This window comes from Cohnella algarum (assembly GCF_016937515.1).
Classification (GTDB): domain Bacteria; phylum Bacillota; class Bacilli; order Paenibacillales; family Paenibacillaceae; genus Cohnella; species Cohnella algarum.
In genome coordinates this window covers 2,736,275-2,749,299 of record NZ_JAFHKM010000002.1, presented here as the reverse complement: position 1 = coordinate 2,749,299, position 13,025 = coordinate 2,736,275, and the positions used below count along the sequence as shown (strand labels likewise).

At 60.4% G+C, this 13,025-nt stretch carries 11 protein-coding genes; 5 read left to right on the top strand and 6 right to left on the bottom strand.

The annotated features are described in order from the left end of the window. Nucleotides 1–63 precede the first annotated feature (63 nt). From JW799_RS12595 to JW799_RS29620, 5 genes are all read right to left on the bottom strand, one after another. Nucleotides 64–894 (bottom strand): sulfite exporter TauE/SafE family protein, encoded by an 831-nt coding sequence (locus JW799_RS12595; protein ID WP_240353250.1) that lies wholly within the window; start codon nt 892–894, stop codon nt 64–66. 103 nt (nt 895–997) lie between these two features. Then, nucleotides 998–1,984, bottom strand: coding sequence for a UV DNA damage repair endonuclease UvsE (gene uvsE, locus JW799_RS12590; RefSeq protein ID WP_205430069.1), 987 nt, complete (start codon nt 1,982–1,984; stop codon nt 998–1,000). Between the two features lie 95 nt (nt 1,985–2,079). Beyond that, complete coding sequence (locus JW799_RS12585; RefSeq protein WP_080832901.1) at nt 2,080–2,397, bottom strand: hypothetical protein; 318 nt, start codon at nt 2,395–2,397, stop codon at nt 2,080–2,082. Nucleotides 2,398–2,417: 20 nt separating this feature from the next. Then, nucleotides 2,418–3,533 carry a D-alanine--D-alanine ligase gene (locus tag JW799_RS12580; protein ID WP_205430068.1) on the bottom strand — a complete coding sequence of 372 codons (1,116 nt, stop codon included), beginning with the start codon at nt 3,531–3,533 and terminating at the stop codon, nt 2,418–2,420. 22 nt (nt 3,534–3,555) lie between these two features. Continuing rightward, nucleotides 3,556–4,629, bottom strand: coding sequence for an amidase domain-containing protein (locus tag JW799_RS29620; RefSeq protein WP_205430067.1), 1,074 nt, complete (start codon nt 4,627–4,629; stop codon nt 3,556–3,558). Nucleotides 4,630–4,976: 347 nt separating this feature from the next. Here JW799_RS29620 and acnA point away from each other — a divergent pair, with 347 nt between their 5' ends. Both acnA and JW799_RS12565 read left to right on the top strand, forming a co-directional pair. Continuing rightward, a complete protein-coding gene (gene acnA, locus JW799_RS12570; protein ID WP_205432945.1) occupies nt 4,977–7,691 on the top strand; it encodes an aconitate hydratase AcnA in 2,715 nt (904 codons plus the stop codon). A 177-nt stretch (nt 7,692–7,868) separates the two neighbouring features. Then, the gene (locus JW799_RS12565) at nt 7,869–9,029 is read left to right on the top strand and encodes a YlbL family protein (RefSeq protein ID WP_205430064.1); all 1,161 of its coding nucleotides are present in this window, start codon (nt 7,869–7,871) and stop codon (nt 9,027–9,029) included. Here JW799_RS12565 and JW799_RS12560 read toward each other — a convergent pair. Then, nucleotides 9,026–9,769, bottom strand: coding sequence for an IclR family transcriptional regulator (locus JW799_RS12560; RefSeq protein WP_080832906.1), 744 nt, complete (start codon nt 9,767–9,769; stop codon nt 9,026–9,028). The two genes, JW799_RS12565 and JW799_RS12560, sit on opposite strands and share 4 nt — an antisense overlap. A gap of 212 nt (nt 9,770–9,981) precedes the next feature. Here JW799_RS12560 and JW799_RS12555 point away from each other — a divergent pair, with 212 nt between their 5' ends. The 3 genes from JW799_RS12555 to JW799_RS12545 all read left to right on the top strand — a co-directional run bounded on the left by JW799_RS12555 (nt 9,982) and on the right by JW799_RS12545 (nt 12,978). Beyond that, on the top strand, nt 9,982–11,013 hold the full coding sequence (locus JW799_RS12555; RefSeq protein ID WP_080832907.1) for an alpha/beta hydrolase: 1,032 nt from the start codon (nt 9,982–9,984) through the stop codon (nt 11,011–11,013). Between the two features lie 83 nt (nt 11,014–11,096). Continuing rightward, nucleotides 11,097–12,296 (top strand): superoxide dismutase, encoded by a 1,200-nt coding sequence (locus JW799_RS12550; RefSeq protein ID WP_205430062.1) that lies wholly within the window; start codon nt 11,097–11,099, stop codon nt 12,294–12,296. A gap of 262 nt (nt 12,297–12,558) precedes the next feature. Beyond that, a complete protein-coding gene (locus JW799_RS12545) occupies nt 12,559–12,978 on the top strand; it encodes a hypothetical protein (protein WP_080832909.1) in 420 nt (139 codons plus the stop codon). Nucleotides 12,979–13,025 lie beyond the last annotated feature (47 nt).

The window sequence follows — 13,025 nt, the reverse complement described above, 5'->3', positions numbered from 1 at the left end:
ATACGAGAGGGAAGATAGCGAGTTCCGCGTCTAACGGGAAAAAGGGGAAAAACGGGCGTTCGGTCAGCCCATTTCCCCCGATCCTTTAATGATCAAATAGACGGCAACCGCGAGCAGCGTCGCCCTCAACAGCCACATCAGCTGCTTGCCCGTCATCCGCGCGGCGATCGCCGCGCCCAGTTTTCCGCCGACGATCGCGCCGGGAGCGAGGGCGGCGAACAGCAGCCAATCGATGTTGCCGTTTGCCGCATGCACCGCGCTTCCCGTCACGGAGGACAGCAAAATGACGAACATGGACGTGGCCGTCGCGACGTGGGGCGGGAACCCGAACAGCAGCACCATAAGCGGCACGAACAGGGAGCCGCCTCCGATGCCGAACAAGCCGGACGAAACGCCGACTCCCGCTCCGATCGCAAGCGCCAGTCCGATCGAATACCCGTACTCGTATTCGTTCCCGTCCGCATCGGCGAACGTCCGGCGTACGGGCCAGTCCCGGCTCAGCGGCTTCATGCGCTCCCGGGCGATCATGAGAACGAACATGACGAACATGAACAGGCCGAAGCTCAGTTGAAAGGGGCCTTTCGGGACATCATTCGTCGCGGCGGCGCCCGCCATCGCCGCGGGACCGCTCGTGGCGAACAGCAGCCATCCGGTTTTAAAGTCGACTTTGCCTTGTTTTTTATAGGTCCAGGTGGCCGTAAACGCGGTCAAGATCAGCACCGCAAGCGAAGTGCCGACGGCCGTCTGCGTCGACACCGCCTCTCCGAGCATGGCCGGCGCGATCAAGACGAGCGACGGAACGATGACGATGCCTCCGCCCAAGCCGACGATGCTTCCGAATATGGCGGAAACGACGCCGATCAGCGCGAACAGCGTCCAAGCCCAACCTTCCAACTCGTCCAACTCCTCCGTAACGGGCGGCCCGCTCGCGGGATGCCCGTGCCTTTCGTGCGGCCCCTGCGCCAGCGGGTTTCCCATCGCTGCCGCAAACCGCTTTCTACCCTTCAACTTCGATGCTTGCCCCGTCGACGATCCGCACCCCTTCCCCGTCCGCCGCGGCCGCCTTCATGTCCTCCATAAGCTTGACCAGCGCCAGGTCCTTTTGCTTCGCCTCGATCATGACGTCAACGGCCGGCGTCGAACCCGCGATGCTCCGCAAAAAGGCGAGCAGCGGCCCGGATTCCACGTAGTCGGCATGGCCACGCGGGTCTGTCGCGCTTTTCGGGCTGGATGCGTGCAGCTTGGGAGGAAGACCGAGCGGCTCGAACCGTTCCCATGTCCGGGCGATGCGCGGCCACAGCACTTCCGCGGACTCGCCGCCGGAATTGACCGCGTGATGGTGCAGGTCCAGCACCATCGGGGTCCCGGCCGCCTCGCAGATCGCCAGCGTTTCCGCGGCCGTGAACGTTTTATCGTCGTTTTCCAGCGTCAGACGCCGTCCGATCCGCTCGTCCAGCGAGCCGAAATTGCGCAGAAACCGTTGGCCCGCTTCCTCCTTGTTCCCGTAGCTTCCGCCGACGTGAATGTTGCAGAGCGCCCGCTCGTCGAGCCCCATGCACTCGAGAATTCGCACATGATGCTCGAGATCCTTGACCGATTTGCGGAGCACCTCTTCGCGGGGCGTGCTCAGCACCGTAAAGTGGTCGGGGTGAAACGACAGGCGGATGCCGTGCTCGCGGGCAAAGCTTCCGATTTCCGCAAACGACGGAGCCAGCTTTTCGTAAGGGGACCAGTCGGCGAGGTCCTCATGCGTCGCCAGCGGGATGAGCTTGGAGGTCATTCGGTACACTTTGACGCCCATATACCGGCAGTGCTTCAGCAGGCGCAGCGTATTGCGGATGTTTTCCTCGGCAAGCGTCTCCAAACGACGAAGCCCCGCCTCTCGGTCCGCGAGTTTGGCGAAATTCGCCATCGTCATCGTCCGGGACGGGGATGCGTTTTCCAATTGAACGGACATGGCGACAAAACCGAACCTGACTCGCATCGAACTCGCCCCTTTTTCGCCCGGCCGAAGCCGCGCGTTCTCTAAAAGAAGTTTGTCCGATCGCGGGCTTGTCCACCCGTTCGATTTGCGGGGCTTCAGCCCTGTTCGCCGAAAAACATTTCGTGCGCGAGCGCGGTTTGCACGCGCGCTTCCTCCTCCGTCAGCCGCCGGACCAGCTCCATTTCCACCTCGGTCACCTCTTCGCCCTGGAAATTGATTTCGGCGATGGAGGCGACGATTTTCACGATGGCGATAGCCTGGTTGTCCGGCGTGTAGGCGATGACCTTCTGGCCGGTCGGGAACACGCGGAACTGCTTTTTGACCATTTTGCCCCGTCCGTATTCCAGAAGCTCGTACAGCTCCTGCTCGGATTTGAATTTGCATACCGAGTTGAATTCCGTTTGAAAGCCCATCTCTGATCCCTCCGGTTGCGTTAACCGCCGTAGTCGAGCTTTTGCCGCTCGCCGTGGCGCTCGATCGCAAGCTCGATCAGCGTGTCCAGCAGCTCGCGGTATGAAACGCCGGATTCCTGCCACAGCAGCGGGTACATGCTGAACGGAGTAAAGCCCGGCATCGTGTTGACTTCGTTGATGAAGAGCCGCCCGTCGCTGCGCCGCATGAAAAAGTCCGCGCGGCAGAGCCCGGAGCCGTCGATCGCCCGGAACGCTTTGACCGCCATTTCCCGCACGGCGGCGGCGGCGTCCGGATCGATTTCGGCCGGAATGACCATGGCGGATTTCCCGTCGATATATTTGGCATTATAGTCGTAAAAATCGTTCGAGCTGACGATCTCCCCGGGCACCGACGCCCTCGGCTCGTCATTGCCGAGCACGCTGACCTCGATCTCCCGGGCGTCGACGAACTCCTCCACGATTACTTTGCGGTCGTAGCGGAGCGCCGTGGAAACGGCGTCGGCCAGCTCTTCCCGGTTTCGCGCCTTGGAGATGCCGACGCTCGAGCCGAGGTTCGCCGGCTTGACGAAGCAAGGGTATTTCAGGGACGCCTCGATGTCGGCCAGCAGCGCTTCGCGCTCCTTTTCCCACTGGAACCGGGTGAAAAACCGGTAGCCGACCTGGGGAAGTCCCGCCTGGGCGAACATCGTTTTCATGAATGCCTTGTCCATGCCGACCGCCGAGGCCAGGACTCCCGCCCCTACATAAGGCAGGTTGGCCATCTCGAACAGGCCCTGAATGGTGCCGTCCTCGCCGAACGTTCCGTGCAGCAGCGGAAACATGACGTCGATCGGACGCTGCGCTTCGCCGTCGGCGGGCGCGAGCTCGCTCATGCCCCGCACGACGGGGAGCATGGCATCGGACGGGGCGTCGATCGCATCGGGTTCGGGTTCGAACCGGAGCTCGGCGATCGCGGCCGGCGGCGCCTCCAGCTTCGGTCCGGACCGCCATTGGCCGGTCTTCGTTATATAAAAGGGAATCAGTTCGTATTTCCCGTAGTCGAATGCTTTCAAAACCGCGAGAGCGGTTTGCAGGGAAACTTCGTGCTCGCCAGAGCGTCCGCCGTACACGAGGCCGACGCGAACTTTGGAATTCATAGCAGTCCTCCGGATGATAGGGTCAAAATTCGTCGATTAAATGAAAAAAACGGTACCGGGTTTGCTCCGTCCATGCGTAGGAATCGCGGTAATCCCAGTAACGGCGGCGGCTGCTGACGGTATTGGCGTTCACCAGCGGCATGCCGTCCGGCGTGAACGCGGTCACGATCGTGTTGTGCTGGTAGCCTCCGTTGCCGTCCCAGTCGTAGCAAATGACGTCGCCCAGTTGAAGCTGACGCGGGGAGTCGACCGCCTCCGCCCGCAGCCCGAACGCTCTTGGCGCCGACAAATAATGCTGCAAACTGTTCGCGACCGCCCAGCTGAAGCTCCACAGCTCCTGCCCGCCGGAGCGCCCTTTGTACCACCAGCCCGTTTCTCTCCTACCAGTATAGTTCATCGGCGCTCCCCCTGCAAAGAGACACTGGGAAACGTAATTGGTGCAGTTGACGTCGAAATTTTCGAAGGCGGGGTTCGGCCGGTCCCACCACCGCTCGGCATATGCGACCGCCTCTTCCCTGCGGTAAGGCATGCTTCGCTCGTACCCGTCCTCCCAACTCCCGCTCGTGCCCGGCCCCGCGTATACCTTCGAACGCGCGGGCACTTCGGCATCCGTCTTGATGAGCGGGATGGAAGGCAGCACCGGGCGACTGGGCCAGCCGTACTCGTCGACAAGCTCCCGGTTCGCGTGAGCCATCGGCAGCGGGTGCTGCTCGGTGGCGATCGGCTCGATCCCGTCCACCCGCCAGCGGGTTCCCGACTTGATCAGGCGAATTCGCTCCTTCTCCACCCGCTCTTCCAGCCAGGGAAAACGGTCCTGTTCGTACGAGCGGACCGTATGAAGCTGCAGGTCGGCCGCGACCTCCGTTTCCTTCGCCTCGTAACGGAGCAGGCGCGCCTTCATTTCGCTGCGGATCGGCTTGAACCGGACAAGCGCGGCGCGCTCCTCCAGCGCCTCCGCCCGACGAACGAGGCGCATGCGGTGGTAGGGATCCGGCACGCGTCGAAATGCCTTGGCATCCCCGAGCAAACCGGCTTCATTGACGACACTCACATAATCGACTAACGCCTGTTTCCATCCGAGCTGCCGATCCGGCACCGCGGTTCCTCCTCCCGATTCGCCCAGACTTCGCTTCGTTTCATCCTATGCGGAAAACGGCCGAAGCATGACGTCGGAAGAGCGGCCCCGAGGAGGCCAAGCTGCTTCCGGGTTGTCTTTTTGCGCCAATGCCGGATGAAACGCCCGGAACGGGAGGCATCCTATTAAAATGGGCGCAAAGCGCGCCAAATGAAATTCGCGATTCGGCGCGGATTTCGTCACAAAACATTCACAGAGCCAGCAAATGTAACTTTACGGAACGCATGTCTGACGTTATACTATAACTGAAGGTTTTTTGAAATCGTGTTTCACGCAATGAAACTCATTCTCAACGACTCAGGAGGCTGATTGATTTGTCTAACCTGCCTTACAAGGTGCAGTCCGAGCTGAAGGTAGCCGGACAATCGTACCGCTACTACAGCTTGCAAGAGCTGGAACAGCAAGGTGCGGGCCCAGTATCCAAACTTCCTTTTTCGATGAAGGTGCTGCTCGAAGCCGCGATCCGTCAATTCGACGGCCGCGCCATTACGGGCGAGCATGTCAAGCAACTCGCCGGCTGGACCAACGGCCGCGAGGATAAAGAAGTTCCGTTCATTCCGGCGCGGATCGTGCTTCAAGACTTTACCGGGGTTCCGGTCGTCGTCGACCTGGCCGCCATGCGCGAAACCGTGAAGCAAGCCGGCGGCGATCCGAAACGGATCAACCCGCTCGTTCCCGTCGACCTTGTCATCGACCACTCCGTCATGGTCGATGCGTTCGGCACGCCGGACGCGCTGCAAACGAACATGGACATCGAATTCGAGCGCAACGAAGAGCGCTACCGCTTTCTTCGCTGGGCGCAAACGGCGTTCGATAATTTCCGCGCCGTTCCCCCGGCTACCGGTATCGTTCACCAGGTCAACCTCGAGTATCTCGCTTCCGTCGCCGCGACCAAAACGAAAGACGGCGTAACCGAGGTTTACCCGGATTCCCTCGTCGGCACGGACTCCCATACGACGATGATCAACGGCCTTGGCGTCGTCGGCTGGGGCGTCGGCGGCATCGAAGCCGAAGCCGGCATGCTCGGCCAACCGCTTTATTTCGTAATGCCCGAAGTCATCGGCTTCCGCCTGACCGGCCGTCTGGCCGAAGGCGCGACCGCGACCGACCTGGCGCTTACGATTACGCAAATTTTGCGGAAAAAGGGCGTCGTCGGCAAGTTCGTCGAATTTTTCGGTTCCGGCCTTTCCAACATCAGCCTCGCCGACCGCGCGACGGTGGCCAACATGGCTCCGGAGTACGGCGCCACGATCGGCTTCTTCCCGGTCGACTCCGAGACGCTTAACTACATGCGTCTGACCGGCCGCGACGAGAAGCAAATCGAGCTCGTCGAAGCGTATTACAAGGCGCAGGGCATGTTCCGCACCGACGACACGCCGGATCCGGTGTTCACCGACGTCATCGAGCTGGACTTGTCCACGATCGTTCCGAGCCTCGCCGGTCCGAAGCGTCCGCAAGACCGCGTCGAGCTGACGAACATGAAGAAAGAATTCAACGAAATTATCCGCACGCCGATCGACAAGGGCGGCTACGGCCTCACCGACGAAAAGATCGCGCAAAAAGCGGAAGTCCATCATAAAAACGGCAAGAAAAGCGAGCTTACGACGGGCGCGGTCGTCATCGCCGCCATCACGAGCTGTACGAACACGTCCAACCCGAGCGTAATGCTTGGCGCGGCCCTGGTCGCGAAGAAAGCCGTCGAACGCGGCCTGACCAAGCCGGAATACGTCAAGAGCTCGCTGACTCCGGGTTCGCTCGTCGTTACCGATTACCTGCGCAAAGCCGGCCTGCTTCCGTACCTGGAGAAAATCGGCTTCTACGTCGCCGGCTACGGCTGCGCGACCTGCATCGGCAACTCCGGCCCGCTGCCGGACGAAGTCAGCCAGGCGATCGCCGACAACGATCTGACGGTAGCCGCGGTGCTGTCCGGCAACCGGAACTTCGAAGGCCGCGTGCACGCCCAGGTCAAAGCCAACTACCTGGCTTCGCCTCCGCTCGTCGTCGCCTACGCGCTGGCCGGCACGGTCAACATCGATCTGGCGAACGATCCGATCGGCTTCGGCAAAGACAACGAGCCGGTGTACCTGAAGGACATTTGGCCGACGAACGACGAAATCCAGGAAGCGATTCGCCAGTCGCTGTCCCCGGACATGTTCCGCGCCAAGTACGAAAACGTCTTTACGCAAAACGAACAATGGAACCAAATCCCGGTTCCGCAAGGCGAGCTTTACGAATGGGATGCGAAGTCGACCTATATCGCCAACCCGCCGTTCTTCACCGATCTCGGCTCCGAGCCGGGCGACATCGCGGACATCAAGAGCGCGAACGTGCTGGCGCTGCTCGGCGATTCGGTCACGACGGACCACATTTCGCCGGCGGGGAACATCAAGGCCGACAGCCCGGCAGGCCTGTACCTGACCGAGCACGGCGTCGCCAAGAAGGACTTCAACTCGTACGGCTCCCGCCGCGGCAACCACGAAGTGATGATGCGCGGCACGTTCGCCAACATCCGGATTCGCAACCAGGTCGCACCCGGCACCGAAGGCGGCGTGACGACGTACCTGCCGACCGGCGAAGTGATGTCGATCTATGACGCTTCGATGAAATACCAAAACGAGAAGAAAAACCTCGTCGTCATCGCCGGCAAAGAATACGGCACCGGCAGCTCCCGCGACTGGGCGGCCAAAGGCACGTTCCTGCTCGGCGTCAAGGCCGTCATCGCCGAAAGCTTCGAGCGGATTCACCGTTCGAACCTGGTCGGCATGGGCGTACTGCCGCTGCAGTTCCAAAACGGCCAAAGCTGGAAGACGCTCGGCATCACCGGCCGCGAAACGTTCGACATCGCCGGCCTGAGCAACGACGTGCAGCCGGGCCAAACGCTCACCGTCAAAGCTACCCGCGAAGACGGTTCGACGTTCGAATTCCCGGTTACCGTCCGCCTCGACTCGATGGTCGACGTCGACTACTACCGCAACAGCGGCATCCTGCAAACGGTGCTTCGCCAAATGCTGGCCGCGCAATAAATCTTTTGCTTCGCACTGCCCCGAGTCCGAAAGTACGGTTCGCCCGTGCTTTCGGACTTTTTTGCGTTGCGGGGCGCGGTTGCGGAACGAAACGTGCCGTCGTTTCCTGCTCTTTCCTTTTCTTTTTTGTTTCCGCTCGCGTTGTTGCGCTATAATGTTACCGGAGGTGAAGCCCGGATGGCTGCTGAACAGAAACATTGGCTCCGCCGCTACCGATCGGCCGTTATCGTCGGGCTGGTTGCCGTTCTCTTTATCGTGGCGAGCAATTGGTCGTTCCCTTACGTGCTCTATGGACCGGGCTCGGCCGAGCCCGTTCATCCCCGGGTCGAAACCGGGCACGAACTGGAGGAGAAAGGCGCATTGCTGTTTACGACCGTTTCGACGTATTCGAAACCGAACGTTTTTTCCATCTTGTACGCTTGGATCAACCCCCGAATGGACATCGTAACCGAAGAGAAGGCCACGGGAGGCACGGTCAATTACGCCGCCTATCGGAACCTGCTCGCCTATATGCGGGACAGCTCCGAAAACGGGGCGCTGATGGCGGCCTACGACTCCCTCGGCCGGCAGATTCAAATCGAAGAGCAGGGCGTCATCGTCAGGGCGTTTCTGCCGGACACGCAAGCCCGCGAGCACGGGCTTCAGGAGGGGGATATCATTACGTCCGCCGACGGCAAGGAAACGTTGACGGCCGAATCGCTAACGGCCGTGCTTCAATCCAAAAAAGCCGGGGAAACCGTCAAATTGGCCGGAACGAGAGGCGACAAGCCGTTCGAGGCCGAGGTCCCGCTCATCGCGATGGCTTCGACCGGCAAGCCCGGCGTCGGCTTTTATCAGGAAACCGTGCTGAAGGTGACCGCGCCGGACCCGGTCAAGTTCGATTTCGCGGACACCGGCGGTCCTTCGGCCGGACTTATGATGACGCTGGAAATCGTCGCCCAATTGACCGGAGACGACCTGTCCCGGGGCTACCGGGTGGCCGGCACCGGCACGATCGCTGCCGACGGCACGGTCGGGCAGATCGGAGGCATCAAATACAAGCTGATGGCCGCCGACCGGGAAAAAGCGGATTACTTCCTCGTCCCCTACGACGAGAAGAACGGCGCGAGCAACTGGAAGGAAGCCGAGGAAACGGTCAAGGAGCTCGACCTTGATCTCGAACTGGTGAAAGTCTCGACGCTGGACGACGCGCTGGCGTTTTTGCGGGACTGGAGCCGAAAGCGTAAAACGGTCGCAATCCGATTGGGAAACGTCGTTTTCCGTCCTTTATCCCGTTACGAAAAACCGGGGACTGCCCGAAGGTCTTTTCCGACCTTTCGGCAGTCCCCGGTTTTTTAGCCGAGCAGCGAGCCCATCCGCCTTGCGGCGGCGACGATGGCGGGCGCCCGCTCCTCCATGACGTCCGGCGTAAGCCGGTTCGAAGGTCCGGAGACGGACAACGCCGCCACCAGCTTGCCCGCCCGGTTGAAAATCGGCGCGGCGACGGCCGCCGCCCCCGCTTCGCGCTCCTCGAAGCTTGTCGCGTAGCCCGCGGCGGCGATCTCGGCCAGTTGCTTCTCGTACGCCGGAATATCGACGGACGCGGGCCATGCCGGATCGTTCAGCAGCGCTTCCTTCACTTCCGGTTCGGCAAACGCGAGCAGTACCTTGCTTGAGGCGCCTACGAACAGCGGCAGCCGGGCCCCGACCGGAGCGACCCGGCGAATCGCCTGCTCGCTCTGCACCGCCTGGATGCGGACGCGGTCGCGCCGGTCGCGCACGTACAAGCTGATCGTTTCGCCCAATTGGTCCCGCAGCCGTTTCATTTCCTCGAGCAGGACGACCGCGGGGTCGTCGGACTGGGTCAAATGGGCGGACAGCTCCAAAATCCGCAAGCCCAGCCTGTATTTATCGGTAGCCTCGTCGCGCATGACGAAGCCCTTCTCTTCCAACGTCGCCAGCAGACGATGGACCGTGCTCTTGTGAAGCCCGGCTCGCTGCGCGATTTCCGTCAACCCCCATTCGCTCCCCGAAGTAAAACAAAGGAGAACGTCGAGAGCTCTTTCGACGGCGCGTACGGTCTTTTTCTCGTCTTCCATTCGAAGGCCTCCAATCGTTTCACTCCATGAAACACTGGTACACCTAGTATAACCGATGCGCTCAACCCCGTAAATATTGGCAGCGTTTCATTGCAGTTTCATTACGTCTGTCTAACAATTCGACAAGTCTCGTTGACGCTCCCTTTTTTCAATTTTACGATAACTTTAACGATTTCATTAGAAAACCCTCATCCGAAGCGGAGGCGATCCCGATGAATACGACAACGCTGAGTTCCCGCCCTCTGGACGCCCTGCCTTTGCCCGAATCCCCCGCTTTCGTCCCGGAAGCCGCGGTCTCGCGGAAAGGCAAGAGACTGCTTCTGGCCGTCCTCGTTTTCATTTTCGCGTCGGTCTTGCTGGTCGTGTCGATTTTTGCCTACGCGGCTTATCTCCTTACGCATCCGAAAGTCGCCGCCCTGTCGCTCAACCCGATGTCCGCCAAAAACCTCCCCTATTCGGACGTCTCGTTTCCGAGCGCGGACGGGGCGTCCCAGGTGCACGGCTGGTGGATTCCCGGCGGCAGCGAGCGAACCGTCGTCCTGAGCCACGGGTTCGGCGCCAATCGCGAGGAGCCTTGGGTGCCGATGTACGATATCGCCGAGCTGCTTAACGGCTGGAACTATAATGTGCTCATGTTCGACTACGGGTTCGCCGACCCCGTTCGGCCGTCCGCGGCGACCGGAGGGATAGCGGAATCGCAGCAGCTGCTCGGAGCGCTGCAGTTCGCCCGCAGCCAAGGCAGCGCGGAACTCGTCGTCTGGGGATTTTCCATGGGCGCCGGCACCGCGCTTCAAGCCGCTCTTCAAACGGACCTGATCGACGGCATGATCCTGGACAGCACGTTTTTGGCGGACGAAGACACGATTTATGAAAATATTAACCGGTACGTATCGCTTCCCCGACCCCTGACCCTGAATCTGGTTCGGCTTTTATTCCCGCTTTGGAGCGGATATTCGGTGGATCAAATCCCTTCGGAACAAGCGCAATCCACCGATTATCCGTTTCCGATCATGCTCGTGTACGGAACGGCGGACGACAAATCCCCGCAATGGATGACCGAAAATATCGCGGCGGCGCAATCCCATCCGTCCTCCGAGCTGTGGATCGTTCCGGACGTTCTTCACGAAATGATTTTTCGGACCCATACGGAGGAGTATGTCGAACGCGCTTCGGTTTTTTTAGACGGCATTAGCCGCTCTTCCGGCTCCGGCGAAACCGTCCCGGGCGAAACCTTCGCCGTCTGAAGTGTCATAAACGGCCGTTTTCCCGGCATAAACATAGGTACGTAGCCATATGTCGCTGCTACTTATGGAGGGAGGGAATCGGCATGCCGACAGCCGAAGCTTCTGGCGGATATCCATTTGAACTGGCAAATGAATTGGTCGGTTGGAAAACCCGGGAAAGCCAGGGAACGCTCCTTCTGCGCGAACGGATCCCCGGGCTTGAACCGGCGTTCGCGAAGCTGCTGAACGAATGGCAGCTCGTGTTCGAGCGGACGGCCGCTGCCGCCCGCTATTCGCTGTACGAGCCGACGCCCGGCACCCCGTTTCATTTATCCCGGCGCGCTTCCTCATTTGCCCGTCTCGAGGAGGAGGCAAAGCGGCAATCCGCCGAATATATTCGCCACCTCAAGGTGATCCGAAAAAATAGCGAAGCCTTTCGCAAAAACCCGGAAGCCTCCGCCCTCGCGGAGCGGCTTCAGGCGGAATCCGGACGCTATTTGGACGCTTCCGAACCGAAGCCGGCCGCTTCGTCGGCGCCAGCGGGCCAAATTCGGCCGAACGGAGAGGAAAGCGACGACGCTGCGGAGCGGCCGGACATTCCGCAGCCCGCCGACGGACTGGCGAGATCCCCCGAAGGAAGCTGGTCCGATCCGCTCGCCGGCGCCGGGACCGGACGTCCGGTTCCGATCGGGGGGCATTCGCTGCCGCCGCTGCCTTATCCGTATGATGCCTTGGAGCCGTACATCGACGAGAAGACGATGCGGGTACACCACGACAAGCACCATCAAAGCTACGTGGACGGCTTGAACAAGGCGGAGCTCAAGCTGCAGGAGGCCCGGCGCACGGGCGATTTCGACCTCGTGAAGCATTGGGAACGGGAGCTGGCGTTCCACGGGGCCGGCCATTATTTGCACACGATTTTTTGGGATGCGATGTCGCCGAAAGGCGGAGGAAAGCCGACGGGACCGCTGGCCGAGCAAATCGAGCGCGATTTCGGCGGATACGAGGCTTTCAAGCGGCAGTTTACGGAAGCCGCCGACAAAGTCGAAGGCGGCGGCTGGGCGATTCTCGTCTGGAGCCCGCGCGCCCGCCGGCTCGAAATTTTGACGGCCGAAAAGCATCAAAATCTTTCGCAATGGGATGTCGTGCCGCTGCTGCCGCTGGACGTATGGGAGCATGCCTACTACCTGAAGCATCAGAACGATCGGGCGGGTTATATCAAGGATTGGTGGAACGTCGTCAACTGGCCTTATGTTTCCGATCGTTTCGCGAAGGCAAGAACGCTGCAATGGCAGCCGTATTGAGGCGATCCGCTCCCCGGCGGCGACGGAAGGGTTCCGTTGCGGCCGGGGATTTTTTGCGTTCCGGAGCCCTTGACGCCCGCTCGCCTCCCCCTCATGAGCTTTGGCTGCCCCTACTTCGACATTTTTTTAATTTGTCAATTCATGGCCCATATAGTAAAATTAGAACAAATGTTCCCGACTCCCCCCGCACTCCAACCGCTACCACGGGGAACGCGAACTCGCCTGCAACGCCATTTATATTTTATTGAGGAGGCTGTTCGGGATGAGCGACGAGAAGCTGGATTTGATTTTGCTGGAGCTGCGGGATTTCCGCGGGGAATTTGCGGAGCTTAAGCTGGAGGTGTCCGGACTTAAGCAAGACGTGTCCGGACTTAAGGAAGACGTGTCCGGACTTAAGCAAGAGATGGCGGAGCTGAAAAGGGATTTCAGCGAGCACAAGGAAGATTACAGGAGCTTCAAACGGGAAACCTCCGGCCGTCTGGACCGGCACGAAGATTTGCTCGTTCAACTGATCGGCATCGTGAAATCGACGAATGCGTCCGTCGCCCGGATCGCGGAACAGCAAACCGAGATGAGGCACGAGTTTTCCGCCAAGTGGCAGGCTCACGATTACAGCATCGACATCTTGAACCGAGAACAGTTGAAGCTTAAAGCCGACGTCGAAATGCTGAAAAACCGCTGAACATACGGACAAGCCCCGCACCGGCCGCCAAGCTGGTTTTCGGAAAT

Excerpts from the sequence above, each read along its gene's own strand:
- uvsE (WP_205430069.1), bottom strand. The coding sequence starts at position 1,984 with ATGCGAGTCAGGTTCGGTTTTGTCGCCATGTCCGTTCAATTGGAAAAC.
- JW799_RS12585 (WP_080832901.1), bottom strand. The coding sequence starts at position 2,397 with ATGGGCTTTCAAACGGAATTCAACTCGGTATGCAAATTCAAATCCGAG.
- JW799_RS12560 (WP_080832906.1), bottom strand. The coding sequence starts at position 9,769 with ATGGAAGACGAGAAAAAGACCGTACGCGCCGTCGAAAGAGCTCTCGAC.
- JW799_RS12550 (WP_205430062.1), top strand. The coding sequence starts at position 11,097 with ATGCCGACAGCCGAAGCTTCTGGCGGATATCCATTTGAACTGGCAAAT.
- JW799_RS12545 (WP_080832909.1), top strand. The coding sequence starts at position 12,559 with ATGAGCGACGAGAAGCTGGATTTGATTTTGCTGGAGCTGCGGGATTTC.
- JW799_RS12555 (WP_080832907.1), top strand. The coding sequence starts at position 9,982 with ATGAATACGACAACGCTGAGTTCCCGCCCTCTGGACGCCCTGCCTTTG.
- JW799_RS12580 (WP_205430068.1), bottom strand. The coding sequence starts at position 3,533 with ATGAATTCCAAAGTTCGCGTCGGCCTCGTGTACGGCGGACGCTCTGGC.
- JW799_RS12565 (WP_205430064.1), top strand. The coding sequence starts at position 7,869 with ATGGCTGCTGAACAGAAACATTGGCTCCGCCGCTACCGATCGGCCGTT.